This is a genomic window from Gordonia terrae, assembly GCF_051789125.1.
Taxonomy (GTDB): domain Bacteria; phylum Actinomycetota; class Actinomycetes; order Mycobacteriales; family Mycobacteriaceae; genus Gordonia; species Gordonia terrae_A.
In genome coordinates, this window is record NZ_CP196526.1 from 868,747 (window position 1) to 884,845 (window position 16,099).

General features: G+C 67.7%; 15 protein-coding genes. 9 read left to right on the plus strand and 6 right to left on the minus strand.

Annotated features, from left to right (window positions below; genetic code table 11):
* Nucleotides 1-6: 6 nt before the first annotated feature.
* Both ACSUZC_RS03955 and ACSUZC_RS03960 read right to left on the minus strand, forming a co-directional pair.
* On the minus strand, nucleotides 7-678 hold the full coding sequence (locus tag ACSUZC_RS03955) for a DUF305 domain-containing protein (protein WP_439031618.1): 672 nt from the start codon (nucleotides 676-678) through the stop codon (nucleotides 7-9).
* Nucleotides 675-2,261 carry an LVIVD repeat-containing protein gene (locus tag ACSUZC_RS03960; protein WP_439031619.1) on the minus strand — a complete coding sequence of 529 codons (1,587 nt, stop codon included), beginning with the start codon at nucleotides 2,259-2,261 and terminating at the stop codon, nucleotides 675-677. The genes ACSUZC_RS03955 and ACSUZC_RS03960 overlap by 4 nt, the downstream gene beginning before the upstream one ends.
* A 158-nt stretch (nucleotides 2,262-2,419) precedes the next feature.
* Here ACSUZC_RS03960 and ACSUZC_RS03965 point away from each other — a divergent pair, with 158 nt between their 5' ends.
* Both ACSUZC_RS03965 and ACSUZC_RS03970 read left to right on the plus strand, forming a co-directional pair.
* The gene (locus ACSUZC_RS03965) at nucleotides 2,420-3,265 is read left to right on the plus strand and encodes a 3-hydroxybutyryl-CoA dehydrogenase (RefSeq protein WP_439031620.1); all 846 of its coding nucleotides are present in this window, start codon (nucleotides 2,420-2,422) and stop codon (nucleotides 3,263-3,265) included.
* Nucleotides 3,266-3,415: 150 nt separating this feature from the next.
* Nucleotides 3,416-4,282, plus strand: coding sequence for an oxygenase MpaB family protein (locus ACSUZC_RS03970; protein WP_439031621.1), 867 nt, complete (start codon nucleotides 3,416-3,418; stop codon nucleotides 4,280-4,282).
* Here the strand turns inward: ACSUZC_RS03970 and ACSUZC_RS03975 are convergent.
* Nucleotides 4,279-5,565: an MFS transporter gene (locus tag ACSUZC_RS03975; RefSeq protein ID WP_439031622.1), complete on the minus strand. Its 1,287-nt coding sequence runs from the start codon at nucleotides 5,563-5,565 to the stop codon at nucleotides 4,279-4,281. The genes ACSUZC_RS03970 and ACSUZC_RS03975 overlap by 4 nt on opposite strands.
* A gap of 116 nt (nucleotides 5,566-5,681) precedes the next feature.
* Between ACSUZC_RS03975 and ACSUZC_RS03980 the strand changes: the two genes are divergently transcribed.
* The gene (locus tag ACSUZC_RS03980; RefSeq protein WP_439031623.1) at nucleotides 5,682-6,374 is read left to right on the plus strand and encodes an SDR family NAD(P)-dependent oxidoreductase; all 693 of its coding nucleotides are present in this window, start codon (nucleotides 5,682-5,684) and stop codon (nucleotides 6,372-6,374) included.
* A gap of 40 nt (nucleotides 6,375-6,414) precedes the next feature.
* Here the strand turns inward: ACSUZC_RS03980 and ACSUZC_RS03985 are convergent, their stop codons facing one another.
* The 3 genes from ACSUZC_RS03985 to kstR all read right to left on the minus strand — a co-directional run bounded on the left by ACSUZC_RS03985 (nucleotide 6,415) and on the right by kstR (nucleotide 8,709).
* Entirely contained in the window at nucleotides 6,415-6,840 is a 426-nt protein-coding gene (locus tag ACSUZC_RS03985; protein ID WP_439031624.1) for a MaoC/PaaZ C-terminal domain-containing protein, read from the minus strand.
* Nucleotides 6,841-6,878: 38 nt separating this feature from the next.
* Entirely contained in the window at nucleotides 6,879-7,889 is a 1,011-nt protein-coding gene (locus ACSUZC_RS03990) for an alpha/beta hydrolase (RefSeq protein ID WP_439031625.1), read from the minus strand.
* A gap of 169 nt (nucleotides 7,890-8,058) precedes the next feature.
* Complete coding sequence (gene kstR, locus ACSUZC_RS03995) at nucleotides 8,059-8,709, minus strand: cholesterol catabolism transcriptional regulator KstR (RefSeq protein WP_238422186.1); 651 nt, start codon at nucleotides 8,707-8,709, stop codon at nucleotides 8,059-8,061.
* Nucleotides 8,710-8,841: 132 nt separating this feature from the next.
* Between kstR and ACSUZC_RS04000 the strand changes: the two genes are divergently transcribed.
* The 6 genes from ACSUZC_RS04000 (at nucleotide 8,842) to ACSUZC_RS04025 (ending at nucleotide 16,088) form a co-directional block, all read left to right on the plus strand.
* The gene (locus ACSUZC_RS04000) at nucleotides 8,842-11,034 is read left to right on the plus strand and encodes an acyl-CoA dehydrogenase family protein (RefSeq protein ID WP_439031626.1); all 2,193 of its coding nucleotides are present in this window, start codon (nucleotides 8,842-8,844) and stop codon (nucleotides 11,032-11,034) included.
* Nucleotides 11,035-11,152: 118 nt separating this feature from the next.
* The gene (locus ACSUZC_RS04005) at nucleotides 11,153-12,280 is read left to right on the plus strand and encodes an acyl-CoA dehydrogenase family protein (protein WP_439031627.1); all 1,128 of its coding nucleotides are present in this window, start codon (nucleotides 11,153-11,155) and stop codon (nucleotides 12,278-12,280) included.
* Complete coding sequence (locus tag ACSUZC_RS04010; RefSeq protein WP_439031628.1) at nucleotides 12,270-13,433, plus strand: acyl-CoA dehydrogenase family protein; 1,164 nt, start codon at nucleotides 12,270-12,272, stop codon at nucleotides 13,431-13,433. Before ACSUZC_RS04005 ends, ACSUZC_RS04010 begins: the two co-directional genes overlap by 11 nt.
* Nucleotides 13,430-14,479: a bifunctional MaoC family dehydratase N-terminal/OB-fold nucleic acid binding domain-containing protein gene (locus ACSUZC_RS04015; RefSeq protein WP_439031629.1), complete on the plus strand. Its 1,050-nt coding sequence runs from the start codon at nucleotides 13,430-13,432 to the stop codon at nucleotides 14,477-14,479. The genes ACSUZC_RS04010 and ACSUZC_RS04015 overlap by 4 nt, the downstream gene beginning before the upstream one ends.
* A complete protein-coding gene (locus ACSUZC_RS04020) occupies nucleotides 14,476-14,916 on the plus strand; it encodes a MaoC family dehydratase (RefSeq protein WP_439031630.1) in 441 nt (146 codons plus the stop codon). Before ACSUZC_RS04015 ends, ACSUZC_RS04020 begins: the two co-directional genes overlap by 4 nt.
* Entirely contained in the window at nucleotides 14,916-16,088 is a 1,173-nt protein-coding gene (locus tag ACSUZC_RS04025) for a lipid-transfer protein (protein ID WP_439031631.1), read from the plus strand. Before ACSUZC_RS04020 ends, ACSUZC_RS04025 begins: the two co-directional genes overlap by 1 nt.
* Nucleotides 16,089-16,099: the final 11 nt, after the last annotated feature.

Consider the following 16,099-nt stretch of genomic DNA (forward strand, 5'->3'; position numbering starts at 1 on the left):
GGTCGGTCAGGTCGGCAGTGGCTCGGCCCCGCGCTCTTTGAGCAGCATCGTCATCTGGCCGATCTCGTCTCCCTGGTCGCCGATCATCATGAGTGCGAGATCCTTTGTCGTGGAACGGGTCCGCGCGTCGTTGTATGCAGACCGGGCCATCTCCATCCCGCCGCGGTGGTGCCGGATCATCAGCTGTAGGAACAGGATTTCTGCCTCGGCAGGCGGCAGGGCGCTCAAGCGGCCGATCTCGTCGACACTCGCCATGCCCGGCATCGGCGGGTCGGCATGGTCGACTCCGCCTCCGCGATGGCCGTCACCGTGGGTGTCGCCGCCGGGCATCCAGGCCATCGGTTGCGCCGGGGTCATCGGCTCGTCGAAGAACTGCAGCCAGCCGCGCATGGTGGCGGTCTCGGCGGTCTGCGTGTGGACGATCCGGTCGGCGACACCGCGGATCTGCGGGGAGACGCCGGGTATCGCGCCGATCGTCCGCGACATGAGGATCGCCTGGTCGTGGTGGGTCGACATGTCCTGCGCGAATCCGATGTCGGAGACACTCATCGACGGCGAGTCCGGACCGCGACCCTGCCACACCGCGCCCGCGACGAAGCCCATGACGACGAGCAAGGCCGCGGTCACGGTGAGAACGGCGACCCGGACCAGCGGAGCGCCGGGGCGGAGCACGCTCACCCGATCGTCGAATCCTGGTCCGGGGGCGGGGTGTACACCGCCGAACTCAATCGCAAGACCTGGAAACCGCCGTCGGAACAGGTGACCCGCAGCTCGTTGCCCCGGAACTCCGGCGGGGACATGCACCAGTCCGTCGACATGTCGCCGCCGACGACCATTCCGCTTCGGGGGCCGACCATCTCGTTCAACCTGACCTTGCCGTTCGCGATCGACATCCCCAGACTGAGGAATTCGACGGCGGGCACGCCCAGCAGCGAGCCGACGACATGCGGTGAGTTGGGTGTCTCCAGCAAGGTGGTGCCCGTGCGCGCCGGTGGGTTGTAGTAGGCGACCTCGCGGATTCGATCGAGATCGCGGATGTCGAACACGCGGATGCCCGAGGACTCCCAGCCGCAGGCGAGCGCAGTGGGATCGTTCGGCCGGTCGACTGCGCAGTAGTGCGGATTGCTGCTGAACAACGACCCGCCGGTCGACGACCGCACGTTGGTGTCGAGATGCTCGGGCAGATTGATCTCGAGCTTGATCTGCGCTGCGTAGCGGGGTTGGTTGACCCTTGTCACGTCGAAGATCTTGACCCCGCCCGAACCCGCTTCGTCGGAGGTGACGATGTGGGGCCGTCCGCGATAGGTGATCGGGATCGAGTGCTGGTTGAGCTGGCCGTCGGGCCACAGGTAGGCGGCGACATGCGGGACCTGGGGGTGCGGGCGACGCTTCTGGACGTCGCTGATGTCGAGCACCGTGACACCCGCCATGTTCGACAGGTACATCCGGTTGCCGTCCGGTGAGACGCCGAATCCGTGCCCGAGGAAGGAGTGCAGCCCCTGCCAGATCACCCGGGGTGACCGGGGATCGGAGATGTCGATGGCACTGAGGTGCCCCGGGAACACCCCGGAGGCCCAGTAGGTGCGGCCGTCGGGTGAGAAGCCGCCCTCATGCGAGGTGAACGGCAGCGGGGTCGAGGTGCCCGGGCCCTTGTTGAGGAGCTTGGGGCGGGCGCAGTCGGAGATGTCGTACACGGCGAAGAAGCCGCCACCCCACAGCAACGGGACCGACGTGGCGGCCAGGAGCTTTCGCTCCTTGTTGACCTTCAACGTCTCCCATGTGCCGCCGCGCATCGCCGGATCGGTCAGCGAACCGACCACTCGCGGCGCGCGCGGGTTCGAGGCGTCGATCACCTGAACCCCGGGCGGGTTCACCCAGTTGTTGCCGGGGAACAGACTGCCGGTGTAGCTGCAGTGTTCGAAGCTCGCCGACACGATGCCGCCGCCCGCCCCGCGAACGCCGCCGAGTCGGGTGATGTTGCACCGGTAGCCGCGCATGCTGCGTCCGGACAGGCGATCCTCGGCGCTGACATCGCCCTGCAGTCCGGGTTCGGGCAGCGACCCGGGACCACATTCCGCCTGGGGCACGGACACCTCGGAGATGTCGGGGAACAGATGGTTGGCGGCGCCGGCGGGTGCCGCCACCAGCATTGTCGAGGCGAGCGTGGCACCGGCGGCCAGGCACACGGCGACACGGAATCGTCGGCGCCATCGCGGTCCTGGACCGGCCGCTCGTGACACATCGAACCCAGGTGGCATCATCGCATCCCCCGATCGTGATCTGAGTCACGCTAGCGGGCGGCGTGATGCGGCACGGCTCAATCCGCGAAATCGCCTTTCACGGCGACCACCGGCCCGGGTTCGCGGCTCGGCCGCGACCGACTACCGTTTGTCGTATCACTCGAATCGGAGGTTTCACTGTGCAACAGATCGGCGTCATCGGCGGAGGCACCATGGGAGCGGGCATCGCGGAGGTGTGCGCCAAGGCCGGTAGCGATGTGGTGATCGTCGAGGTCAAGCTGGAGTTCGCCGATGCCGCGCGCTCCCGCGTGGAGAAGTCGTTGGCGAAGGCCGTCAGCAAGAACAAGCTCGGTCAGGACGACGCGGACGCGGCCCTCGCCCGTCTGCGGGTGACCACCGACTATGCCGACCTCGCCGACCGTGAGCTCGTCATCGAGGCCGCCCCGGAGATCGAGGAGCTCAAGCGCCAGATCTTCGCCGACCTCGAAGCGGCGACAGGCCCGAACACGATCTTGGCGACCAATACGTCATCGATCCCGATCATCAAGGTCGCGACCGCCACCAAGACCCCCGAGCGCGTCGTGGGTGTGCACTTCTTCAACCCGGTGCCGGTGATGCCGCTGGTCGAGATCATCTCCACACTCACCACCGCTCCCGAGACAGCCGACGCGGTCACCGCGTACGTCCGCGACACCCTGGGCAAGAACCCGGTGAACGCGGGGGACCGGTCGGGTTTCATCGTCAATGCGCTGCTCATCCCATACCTGTGCCAGGCCATCCGCATGTTCGACTCGGGCTACGCCTCCGCCGAGGACATCGACACCGCGATGAAGGGTGGCTGCGGTTACCCGATGGGACCGCTGACCCTGCTGGACACGATCGGCCTCGACGTCACGCTGTCGGCGGCGGAATCTCTCTACGAGGAGTTCGCCGAGCCGCACTACGCACCGCCGGCCCTGCTGCGTCGCATGGTCGACGCCGGCCGCCTCGGTCGCAAGACCGGTCGCGGGTTCTACACCTACTGACCCCTGCGGGACGTCCGCTGCCGAACCCCGGCTCACCGTCGTGTGAGCCGGGGTTCGTCGTGTCGGGCGAGGCCGCTCCGCCCATGTTGTCGACCGGCGCGGCGACTCGCGCTAAGCTGATGCGAATATCAGACAACGTGCGTTATCAGAATGGGGCGGGTCATGACGCAACGCGAGAACCGGATGTCGCGAGCCGAGATGGACAATCTCGACAGCAGCTTCTTCGCGAGGTCGCTGCTGTCGATGGGGCAGACGATGAGTACGACCAACGTCATCATGCAGCTCGCCAACCCGGCGGTCGGGTACGGCGTGGCACACAGCAAGGTGGAGAACGGCCGGCTGGACAAGCACCCGGTCAAGCGGGCCCGAACCACCGCCTCGTATCTCGCGGTGGCCATGCTCGGCAACGCCGACGATCGGCGCCGCTACCGTCAGGCGGTCAACGGCCAGCATGCGCAGGTGCGCTCCGACGAGAACAGTCCCGTGCAGTACAACGCGATGAATCCCGACCTCCAACTCTGGGTGGCGGCATGCCTCTACTACGGCTGGGAAGACATCTACGAGCGCGTCCACGGACCGCTTCGCGGCACCGACCGGGAGACGTTCTACCAGCAGGGCAAGGTGTGCGGCACCACGCTGCAGATGCCCGCGGAGGCATGGCCCGCGACCCGCGACGAGTTCACGGCCTACTGGGACGATCAGGTCTCCCGCATCGAGATCAGTGACGAGATCAGGGATTTCCTGCTCGACATCGCGAACTTCGGCTACGCGCCCACCGCGATCCAGGAGAAGTACGGACCGGTCAAGCTACGACGGACCATCGGGTACCTGCCCGAGCCGTTCCGTGTCGCGCTGCGAGTGGAGTGGACCGACGACGACCAGCGCTGGTTCGACGACTACGTCGGGCGTCTGGTCGAGCAGGAACGTCGAAAGCCCCTGTGGCTGTCCCAGATCGGCTTCCGGATGCTGCTCTGGGATGTCCGGGCGAGGGTGCGGACGGGCCGCCCGCTCGTCTAGGCGGCGCGCTCACGGGTGCGCCGGCTCGCGACGAAGGCGAGCAGGGCCGCGAGGAAGCACGCCACCGAGCCCACCGCGAGACCCACACGCGCGTCGGATGTCTCGATGATCGCGCCGATGATGGGACCGCCGATGGGCGTCGATCCCATGAACGCCACCGACCAGAGCGCCATGACCCGGCCCCGCATGTGTGGTTCGGAGTTGAGCTGCAGCGTGGCGTTGCCGGTCGACATGAACGCGACGCTGAGCCAGCCGACGAGAAACAGGGCACAGATCACCGTCGGTAGGTTCGGCGCGAGCGCCGCGGCCGCAACGGTGACACCGAAACCGAACGCCGCCAACGTGAGTGGTCGTAGGCCGGTGGTGCCGCGGGCTGCGACCACCAGTCCGCCGACGACCGCGCCGACGCCCATCGCGGAGGTCATGAAGCCGAGGGCCTGCGGGCCGCCGTCGAACACGAAGTCGGCCGCGGCGGGCAGGGTGACCGGGAAGTTGTAGGTGAGCGTGCCGACCAGCGCCATCGTGACCAGCGGGATCCACAGCGCGGGGTGCGCGCGGACGTATCGGAGACCCTCGCGTAGTTGGCCTCTGGCACGCGGAATCGGTGTCTCGGAGGTGATCCCGGCGGCGTCCAGGGCGACGAGAGCGGCGACCACGGCCACAAAACTCACTGCGTTGATCGCGAAGCACAGGCCGGACCCGACGAGGCCGAGGACGACCCCGGCGACCGCGGGACCCACCGCCCGGGCGGCGTTCACCATCACCGAGTTCAGCGTGACGGCGTTGCGGATCAGGTCCTTGCCGACGATCTGGTGGATGAAAGCCTGGCGTGCGGGTTGTTCGAAGGCATGCCCGAATCCCAGCAACACCGCGAGAACCCCGACGTGCCAGACCTGTACGACGCCGGTGAGGGTGACGACGGCGAGGACCGCCGCCAGCAACCCCATCATCGACTGCAGGATGATCAGCAGGCGCCGGCGGTCGACACGATCGGCGATCACGCCCGCATACGGGCCGATCAGCAGGACGGGCAGTGCCTGCAGCGCGACGATCAGTCCGAGGACCGAGGCCGATCCGCTGAGCGACAGCACCAGCCAGGCCTGGGCCGTAGCCTGCATCCACGAGCCCGTCATCGAGACGGCCATACCGCCGAAGAACAGGCGGTAGTTGGGGATGCGCAGCGACGCGAACATCCCGGCATCGGCAGGGCTTCCAGGGGATGTGCCGGGTGTGTCGTGGTCCCGCGGACTCTCGTCGCTCACGGGAACACGGTCGTCGGTCATCGAGGTCCATCGTAGGCTCGTCCCGACGGGAGCCTGCGGCCGCGCGGGTGAAGTAGGGTCGGCGGCACGCCGGCGGGTGTCGTGCGGTGTCGGACCGGTGAGATGGGATGTGTCGGATGGCGAAGACGGTGATCGTGTCGGGCGGGACCGGCGGGCTCGGCTCGGCGGTGACGCGTCGGCTGCTCGACGACGGATGGCGGGTGGTGGTGCCGTGGGTCGCCGAGAGTGAACTGTCGCGGCTGCCCGAGTCCGACCGACTGGTCACCCTGCGCGCCGATCTGTTCGACGAGAACTCGGTCGACGAGGTGGTGGAGAGGGCGGCGAGCGATCCCGCGGCTCCGGTCACCGCGGTCGTCAACCTGGTCGGCGGGTTCGCGATGGGGGAGCGTGTCGACGCGACCCCGGTCGACGAGTTCGAACGCCTCCTGCGCCTCAATCTGCGGCCGCTGTATCTGCTCTCGGCCGCGACGATCCCGAAACTCGTGGCGGCGGGCGGCGGTTCGATCGTCGGGGTCTCGGCGAAGGCGGCCTTCGCGCCGTTCTCCGGCGCGGCCGGATACCTCACCTCGAAGGCGGCGGTGTGGGCGTTCATCAGCGCTCTCGCTGCCGAGTACAAGTCCGACGGTGTCCGCGCGAACGCGATCCTGCCGTCGGTGATCGACACCCCGGGCAACCGGGCGAGTCAGCCGGACTCGTCGAGATCCGGGTGGGTCTCACCCGAAGCGATCGCGGACACCATCGCGTTCCTCGTGTCCGACGCCTCGAGTGCGGTGACCGGAGCGCAGGTACCGGTGCCGGGAGTGGGCTGACCCGAAGGTCGAAAACCACTCCGCCGCACAGGGTCAGAGGTCAGGTGTGCGTGCGACCCGGCCGTGCATGCACATAGGCTTCGACGACGGTCCGCATCACCGGCTTGCCGTCGGTGTTGCGCAGTTCGGCCGACGAGGTGACCAGAGCGCGGTCGCGGTCGTCGAACTCGATCGCGTCGATGACGGTCGATCCGGTCAGGGTGTCACCGGGACGGACCGGGCGGAGGAACTCCACGTCTCCGAGCCTCTTGCCCGCGATCACCCGCCAATTGTCGAGCACCCCGGTGACGTTGAGCTTCTGGTAGATCGACATGGTGTGCAGCCCACTGGCGATGAGTCCGCCGTAGGGGCCACGCTCGGCAACGGCCTTGTCCACGTGGAAATCCTGCGGATCCCATGCGCGGGCGAAGTCGAGTAGCTCATCTTCGGTGACGTGGTGCGTGCCGAACGCGAAGGTCTGGCCCACCGTCAGATCGTCGGCCCAGAGTCTCGTCGTCCCATCGGTCACTTCAGGTCTGCCGCGATCATCGGCCAGGTGGTCTCGAGGTCGCGCTCCCAGTACCCCCACGAGTGGGTTCCGCTCGGGCGGAAGGTGACCTTGTGCGGTACCTTGAGCGCCCGCATCCGGGAGGCCATCTGCTTGGTGCACTCGTTGACCGCGGCCTCGATGATCCCGCCGATGACCATCTGGTTGGCGAGGGTGAGCGGGTCGCCGGCGACGAGTGGGGCCTCGAGTCGGTCGAACTGACCGGGCGTACCGGTGCCGCTGGTCATGTAGACCTTGGTGCCGCGGAGCTTCGCGGCGTTGATGTACGGATCGTTGTCGCGCCAGCCCGACGAGTTGACGGGTCCCCACATGTTGTTGAGGTTGCCCTGCCCGCGGTCGGCCACGACCATCCGGATGTAGGCCTGTCCCAGCGGATCACTGGTCCGCGCACATCCGCTGTAAGCGGCCGCGGCCCGGTAGAGCTTCGGGGCTGCGATCGCGAGATTGAGGACCGAGGTGCCCGCCATCGAGATGCCGGCGATCGCGTTGACTCCGGTGGTGTCGAATTCCTTGTCCACCAACGGCGGTAGTTCCTTGGTGAGGAAGGTCGTCCACTTGTTGCGGCCCAGGACCGGGTCGTCGTGCTGCCAGTCGGTGTAGTAGGAGAAGGCTCCCCCGATGGGGGTCACGACGTTGACGGCCTTGTCGGAGAAGAACTTCGCGTACTGCGTCTTGGCGGCCCACGTCGCCGAGTCCTCGCCGCCACCGGCTCCGTTGAGCAAATACAGTGTGGGACGGGGCTTCGTGGTGTCTTTGGGCCGAAGGACGTTGACCGGAATGAGCTTTCGCATCGCCGCCGAGTACACGATGAGCGTCGACTGCTGTGCCGAATCGTGGATGACGGTGTCGACACGGGCGCGGTCTGGGTCCGGTGCGGGGTCGGCGAGGGCGGCGGGTGCCCATCCGGTGACCGCGACAGCTACCGCACACCCGACGACACTCAGTCGCTTCATCCAGGAGGATCGCACCTCTAGCCCCTTTACTTAACAATAGTCTCAGACTTAACAAAGGTAACCGAGATGGCCCGAAGCCCCCAACCGAGACGATCCGTCGTTAGATAGTTGTGACGTCAGATGGTTCGTGACGCGCCGATGCGCACGGACCGTCGAGCGTCCGTGCGAGTCGGGATGTCGCGGTCTAGTGCAGGCGATCTTTGAGCAGCAGACGAACCGTCAGCTCGAGTCGGTTGGTGACATCGGTGGCCGACGCGCGACGCGTGAGCCACTGCACGAGGTTCGACATCCAGACGTCGGACAGCACACGGGCGATAGCGAGATCTTCCTCGGTCGGTTCGCCGTTGTCGACGATGGCGCCCGCGAGTAGGCGGTCGATGATGCCCGCCACCTGATCGACCTCGGCGGTGGCCGAGGCGTCGGCGAACATGAACGCCCGGGTCATCGCCTCGGTCAGCAGGGGATCGCGCTGCATGGCGAACGTGATCATGTCGAGGACGTGGCGCAATCGGTCGATCGGGGTGTCGCCTCGCAGCTGGGAGCGGTCGACCTTGGACTCGACCCGCTCGAACTCGCGGGCGAGTGCGGTCACCAGCAGGTGCACCTTCGACGGGAAGTAGCGGTAGAGCGTGCCGACGGCGACATCGGCCTTGTCGGCGACGGTGCGCATCTGCACGGCGTCGTATCCGCCCTTGGAGGCCAGCGCGAGTGTCGCGTCGAGGATGCGGCGGCGGCGTTCGCGCTGCGCGGTGGAGCCGGCTTCGGGCGAGGCGGCGGACGCCGCGGCCCCGTTGGGGGCCTCGACCGCGGCATTGCCGGGTGCAGAACGGGCCATGTGCTCTCGAACATCCTCACGTGATCAGGGTCGGGCGGGTGGATCCAGGTGGCTACCCGATCGCGATCCACCCATGGCATATTAGAACAGGTTCTAATTATTCGTCACAACTCGACATACAGAGGATTCGTCGTGACAATCGCCACCTCGTCCGAGCAAGTAGCCGTCTGCCAGAGTATCGAGTCGTGGGCGCGTAGCGCGCAGGTGACCGAGCTCGTCCGCTCCGACATCGACAAACCCCGCGATCAGTGGACCGGCCTGTTCGGCCGGCTGGCCGAGTTCGGAGTGTTCGCCGCCGCGGTTCCCGAAGACGCCGACGGGCTCGGCGCGAGTTTCGTCGACGTTGCGTCAATGGTCGAGAAATGCGGTGCCGAGCTCGTTCCCGGTCCCGTCGGACCCACCGTGACGGCCGCGATCGCACTCGGCACGAGCGGCGATGCCGTTGCCCGCCAACTCCTCGGCGATGTGCTCTCCGGGCAGGTGCCGGTGGTGACGCCCGCGACGAGCTGGTCGCCGGCGGGCGAGGTGCCACCGTTCGCCGACTCCCTCGACCTCGGGCTGGTGAGCGGCTACGTCGACGGGGCTGCGGTGCTGGTCCGGTTGGACGTTCCCGGCCGGGACGCCCGCTGGTGGGTGGTGCCCCCGGGCGTAGGCACGGTCGAGGCGCAACCGCAGGGCGCGCTGGACGGGACCGCGTCGGTCAGCCGGGTGCGGCTTGCCGGGGTTTCGGCGGAGACACTCGTCGAGGTGCCCGACGCCCACCTCGTCGAGGGCCTGCTGTCGGCCACCCTGGCCGCCTATCAGAGCGGCGTCGCGCGTTGGGCACTCGACACCGCGGTCGACTACGCGAAGGTTCGTACCCAGTTCGGGGTCGCGATCGGGTCCTTCCAGGCGATCAAGCACATCTGCGCCGAGATGCTGTGCCGGAGCGAGCGGGTCACCGCCGTGGCGTGGGACGCGGCTCGCGCCGTCGACGACCTGCTCGCCGCCACGACAGAGGAAGAGCGGGCCACCGCGCACGATCAGCTCGAGATCAGCCGATTGGCCGCCGAGGTGATCGTCGGCAAGGACGCCGTCGCCAACGCCAAAGACTGCATCCAGGTGCTCGGCGGCATCGGTTTCACCTTCGAGCACGACGCCCATCTGTACCTGCGTTCCGCACTCGCGGCCGCGTCGACACTGCAGAACGCGCGTTCCCATGCGGTGGAGCTCGCGCAGCTCGGTGTCGCGGGGATGCGTCGCCGGTTCCGCTTGGATCTCTCGCAGGTCGAGGACCGGCGCGACGAGGTCCAGACCACCGTCGCGCGGATCGCCGAGGCCGACGCAGGGGATCGTCGCCGGCTGCTGGCCGAGACCGGGTACCTGACCCCGCACTGGCCGTCGCCCCACGGGCTGGGAGCCGACGCGGCGCTGCAGTTGCTCATCGACACCGAACTCGACCGTGCGGAGGTCGAGCGTCCGGACCTGGTGATCGGGGCCTGGGCGATCCCCACCATCCTGCAGCACGGCACCGACGCCCAACGCGAACGTTTCGTCGCCCCGACGCTGGCCGGCGACATCGTGTGGTGCCAGCTGTTCAGTGAACCGGAAGCGGGGTCGGACCTCGCGGCTCTGCGCACCCGCGCCGAACGGGTCGACGGCGGCTGGAAACTCGACGGCCAGAAGATCTGGACGTCGCAGGCGCACAACGCCCAGTGGGCCATCTGCCTGGCCCGCACCGATCCCCAGGCGCCGAAGAACAAGGGCATCACCTATTTCCTCGTCGACATGAGCTCGCCCGGCATCGACATCCGGCCCCTTCGCGAGCTGACCGGCCGAGCCAACTTCAACGAGGTCTTCCTCGACGGCGTCGTGGTTCCCGACGACTGCGTCGTCGGCGAGGTGAACAACGGCTGGCGGCTGGCCCGCACAACCCTCGCCAACGAGCGGGTCGCGATGGGCGGTACCGGCCTCGGCAAGGAGATGGAGGCGCTGCTCGCGCAGGTGCAGGGAATGTCGAGGCCGCTGACCGACGACGAGCTGGCAGCGCTCGGCGCCCAGCTCGCCGATGCGCATGTCGGCCGCGTGCTCGATGCCCGCGCCGCGACACGACAGCTCGCCGGTCTCGACCCCGGTGCGCTGTCGAGCGTGCGCAAGCTGATCGGCGTCGAGCACCGTCAGTCCGTGCCGGATCTGGCCCTGCAGCTGGTCGGCATCGACGGTGTGGCGGCGACCGAGGCCGCCGAATCCGTGCTGCAGAACCGTTGCCTGTCGATCGCCGGCGGCACGACGCAGATCCTGCGGACCGCAGCTGCGGAACGCATTCTCGGTTTGCCGCGGGGCTGACCGAACCCGGGGAGGAGAAAGCGCAGATAAGCGACGATTCCGACCCCCTTGCGCGAGGACTCTGATACAACTAGAACAGGTTCTAGTTCTCGACGGTTTCTGGTGAGGGAGGCACAGGGTGGACTTTGCCCTGGACGGCACGGCGATCGCGGTCCGCGACGTCGCCGAAGACGTGTTCGCACGACGACAGCCGGACTGGGAGTCGACGTTCGGCGGTCGCGGTTCCGGCTCCGAACAGACGACCAGGGGCGGCTTCGACGAAGACGGGTGGCGAGCACTCGTCGACGCGGGGTTGCTGGCGCTGCCGCTCCCGGCTGCGCTCGACGGAGACGAGGTCGACGAGTCGGGCCTCCTCCCGCTGCTGCGTCGGATGGGCCGCGCCGCGGCGGTGACACCGGCGCTCGGGTCGCTCACCGCTGCCCTGGTGTTCGCCAAGGCCGACGCGGAGTCGGTGTGGGCGCGTCATGGTGCGGCCCTCACCGGTGGCAACTGGGTGTCGGTCGCCATCGGCGAGCACGGCGACGCCCTGACCGCCACGCCCTCGACGACCGTCCGCGGCGGACGGCTCACCGGAACCAAGGTCGGCGTCCTGCACGCCGACGGGGCGGCGCTCTTGCTGGTCGCCACGGATGCCGGAGTGGTGGCCGTGTCGCCAGATGCTCAGGGGATCACCGTCACCCGCACCCCGGCGTCGAGTGGATGGGGTGAGTACACCGTCACCTTCGATGACGTACCCGTCGACGACGCCGACATCGTCGTCCGCGACCTGTCGGTCCTGCGCGATCGGTACCGGCTCGCACTCTGTGCCTACGGGGATGGCCTGGTCGCCGGCGCCACCCGTCTGACCGCCGATCACGTCTCCACCCGCGAACAGTTCGGCAAACCGATCGCGCTGTTCCAGGCCGTCGGCCAGCAACTGGCCGACATCTACGTGGTGGGCCGGTCGATGGAACTGTCGACCACCGCGGCCGCGTGGCGTCTGTCCGAAGGATTGGACGCGGCAACGGATCTCGCGATCGCCGCGTACTGGCTGGCCGAGGAGATCCCGCCGACGATGCGCACCATGACGCACCTGCACGGTGGGATCGGCGTCGACATCACCTATCCGCTGCACCGTTACTTCTCGCTCGCCAAGGATCTCGCCCGGCTCGTCGGAGGCGCCGGCGTGCGGCTCGACGAACTGGCCGACATCACCGACGTCCCCGCAGACGACACCCGTATCGCAGAGGTGCCCGATGTTCATTGATCTTACTCCCGAACAGCGCGCGCTGCGCGCCGAACTACGCGAGTACTTCGCCGATCTCGTCACCCCCGACGAGGCTGCGGCGATGCTCACCGAGCGCCACGGGCCCACGTACCGCAAGGTGATCAAGCGGATGGGCGACGACGGACGGCTCGGCGTGGGCTGGCCGAAGGAATTCGGCGGCAAGGGTTTCGGCGAGATCGAACAGCAGATCTTCACCAACGAGGCCGTGCGCGCGGACGTTCCGCTCCCGTCGGTCACGCTGCAGACCGTCGGTCCGACGCTGCAGGTGCACGGCACCGAGGAGCAGAAGAAGAAGTTCCTGCCTGCGATCCTCGCCGGCGAGGTGCATTTCGCGATCGGTTACACCGAGCCCGAGGCCGGGACGGATCTCGCCTCCCTGGCCACGACCGCCGTCCGCGACGGCGATCACTACATCGTCAACGGGCAGAAGATCTTCACGACCGGTGGTCACGACGCCGACTACATCTGGCTGGCCGTGCGAACGGACAAAGACGCCCCGAAACACAAGGGCATCTCCATCCTCATCGTCGACACCTCCGATCCGGGATTCAGCTGGACGCCGATCATCACGGCGGACGGCGCCCATCACGTGAACGCGACGTACTACAACGACGTCAAGGTCCCGGTGTCGATGCGGGTGGGCGAGGAGGGTGACGGCTGGAAGTTGATCACCACCCAGCTCAACCACGAACGCGTCATGCTCGGGCCTGCCGGTCGTATCGACGGCCTGGCCGCGCGGGTGCGCCAGTGGGCGCAACGGCCCGGACCCGACGGCACGGTGATCGCCAAACACTCGGATGTGCGCCGCGCGCTGGCGGTCATCGACGCCTACGGGCGCATCAACGAGTTGCTGAACTGGCAGGTGGCGTCCACCGGTGAGGCGATCTCGATGGCCGATGCCGCGGCAACCAAGGTGTTCTCCACCGAACGCATCCAGTCGGTCTGCCGGATGGTCAACGAGATCGTCGGGCGTTACGGCGATTTCACCGACCCGGAGACGGCGGCGCTGGTGGAATGGCTCGACGTCCAGCAGAAGCGGCACGTGGTGATCACCTTCGGCGGCGGCGTCAACGAGGTCATGCGCGACATGATCGCGACCGCGGGTCTCGGACTCCCTCGGGCCAAGCGGTGAGCGCCCCCGAGCTCGGTGGCGACGCCGCGATCCGTGCTGCCGCCCAGGCGATCATGGATGCCGGGCCCAGTGCCCCGGTGACGGGACGCGACCCGATCAATCAGCCGATGATCAACAACTGGGTCGAGGCGATGGGTGACGCGAATCCCATCTACACCGACGATGCGGCCGCACGGGGAGCCGGTCACCCGGGCGTCGTGGCGCCGCCGGCCATGGCGCAGGTGTGGACCATGCGCGGTCTGCACGGTATCCGGACCGCCGACGACCCGCTCGGCCGGGCGAGCGAGTTGTTCGACGAAGCCGGGTTCACCTCGGTCGTCGCCACCAACTGCGACACCGTCTATCACCGTTACACCCGTCCGGGGGAGAAGGTCGCGCTCTCGGCCGAACTCGTCGAGGTCGTCGGGCCGAAGAACACCGCGCTCGGCGAGGGCTGGTTCTTCACCACGCGCAACGTCTGGACGGTGGATGGTGACGAGCGACCCGGCGAGGTCGTCGCCGAGATGCGGTTTCGCATCCTCAAGTTCCGGCCACCGACCAAAGATGATGATTCGCAACAGGAATCGTCGGGCAACGTGCCCGCCGACCTCGACCCGGCGAAGCTGCTCACACCCAGCGTGTCGCGAGACACGGCCTTCTTCTGGGAGGGTGTGGCCGCGCACGAGCTGCGTATCCAGCGAGACGGCGACGGTGCGCTCCGCCATCCGCCGGTGCCGGCCACCTGGAAACCACGCCAACCCGACGGCACCTTTCCTGCAACCGATTACGTCACCGCCACCGGAACGGGCACGGTCTACAGCTATGTCGTGCACCGGGCACCCAAGGTGCCCGGCCGTCAACTGCCGTTCGTCGTCGCCCTGGTCGAACTCGACGAGGGTGTGCGGATGCTGGGCGAATTGCGCGGTGTCGACCCGGATGCCGTCTCGATCGGCATGCCGGTGCGAGCCACCTTCATCGACTTCCCGGCCGACGACGCCGCGGGCACCGGGGCCTGGACGCTTCACGCGTGGGAGCCAGCCCCCAGCACGGAAGGACAACCCGCATGACGAGCGTCGCCACCGATCCGGTTGCGGTCGGAACAGTGCTGCCCCCGTTGGTCATCGAGGCCACGCCGACCTTCGTGGTCGCGACCGCCCTGGCGACCCGGGATTTCCAGGACGTGCATCACGACCGTGACCTCGCACAGGCCAAGGGTTCCAAAGACATCTTCGTCAACATCCTCACCGACACCGGCCTGGTGGAGCGGTTCGTGACGGACTGGGCCGGCCCGAACGCGCGTATCCGGTCGATCTCACTCAAGCTCGGGGTGCCCTGGTACGCCTACGACACCGTCACGTTCGCCGGTGAGGTCACCGAGGTGAATGACGGAGTGGTGTCGGTTGCCGTGACCGGAACCAATTCGCTGGGCAAGCATGTCATCTCGACGGTCACGCTGACCGTCGACGACGCGGCTGCCTCCACGAGCCGAGGGGAGGCCGTCTGATGGGGTCCCTGTCCGGTCAGGCCGTCATCGCCGGGATCGGTGCCACCGAGTTCTCCAAGGACTCGGGTCGAAGTGAGCTCAGGCTCGCCGCCGAGGCGGTGAGCGCGGCAATCGCCGATGCCGGCCTCACACCCGCCGACGTCGACGGCCTCGTGACCTTCACGATGGACACCAACAGCGAGATCTCGGTGGCCCGTGCCGTCGGCATCGGTGATCTGACCTACTTCTCCCGAATCCACTACGGCGGCGGGGCCGCCTGCGCGACGGTGCAGCAGGCGGCGATGGCGGTGGCCACCGGGGTGGCCGACGTCGTGGTGGCCTATCGCGCGTTCAATGAACGATCCGGACTACGGTTCGGGCAGGTGAACTCGGCGGTCGCCAACCAGGAGAACTCATCCGGCACGGAGAACGCGTTCACCTACCCGCACGGTTTGTCGACCCCGGCCGCGTTCGTCGCGATGATCGCACAGCGATACATGCACGACTTCGGCGCGACCAGTGAGGATTTCGGCCGCATCGCGGTCGTCGACCGCAAGCACGCCGCCGTCAACCCGGCCGCGTTCTTCTACGACAAGCCCATCACACTCGACGACCACCAGAACTCGCGGTACATCGCCGAACCCCTACACCTGCTGGACTGTTGCCAGGAATCCGACGGCGGTGTCGCACTGGTGATCATGTCCCCAGAACGTGCGAAGGACCTGCCGCACAGGCCTGCGGTGATCGCAGCCGCGGCAGCCGGTAGCGCGGCCGATCAATACATCATGACCAGCTACTACCGCGACGAGCTGGCCGGTCTGCCCGAGATGGGACTCGTCGGCCGGCAGCTCTGGTCGCAGTCGGGCCTAGGTCCCGACGACATGGACATGGCCATCCTGTACGACCATTTCACCCCCTACACACTGCTGCAGCTCGAGGAGCTCGGTTTCTGTGGGCGGGGCGAGGCCAAGGACTTCGTCCGCGAGCCGGGGGCACTCGAGGTCGGCGGACGGTTGCCGCTCAACACCCACGGCGGCCAGCTGGGTGAGGCCTACATCCACGGGATGAACGGCATCGCCGAAGGCGTCCGTCAGATCCGCGGGACCTCGGTCAACCAGGTCGACGGCGCCGAGAAGATCGTCGTCACCGCCGGGACCGGCGTCCCCACAAGCGGATTGGTTCTGACGGCATGAGTAGACCGGTA

Bases quoted from the DNA above. Each gene is read 5' to 3' on its own strand.
- kstR (WP_238422186.1), bottom strand. From the start codon at position 8,709: ATGGCCCGTTCTGCACCCGGCAATGCCGCGGTCGAGGCCCCCAACGGG.
- ACSUZC_RS03970 (WP_439031621.1), top strand. From the start codon at position 3,416: ATGGGGCGGGTCATGACGCAACGCGAGAACCGGATGTCGCGAGCCGAG.
- ACSUZC_RS03960 (WP_439031619.1), bottom strand. From the start codon at position 2,261: ATGATGCCACCTGGGTTCGATGTGTCACGAGCGGCCGGTCCAGGACCG.
- ACSUZC_RS04020 (WP_439031630.1), top strand. From the start codon at position 14,476: ATGACGAGCGTCGCCACCGATCCGGTTGCGGTCGGAACAGTGCTGCCC.
- ACSUZC_RS03980 (WP_439031623.1), top strand. From the start codon at position 5,682: ATGGCGAAGACGGTGATCGTGTCGGGCGGGACCGGCGGGCTCGGCTCG.
- ACSUZC_RS04025 (WP_439031631.1), top strand. From the start codon at position 14,916: ATGGGGTCCCTGTCCGGTCAGGCCGTCATCGCCGGGATCGGTGCCACC.
- ACSUZC_RS04010 (WP_439031628.1), top strand. From the start codon at position 12,270: ATGTTCATTGATCTTACTCCCGAACAGCGCGCGCTGCGCGCCGAACTA.
- ACSUZC_RS03975 (WP_439031622.1), bottom strand. From the start codon at position 5,565: ATGACCGACGACCGTGTTCCCGTGAGCGACGAGAGTCCGCGGGACCAC.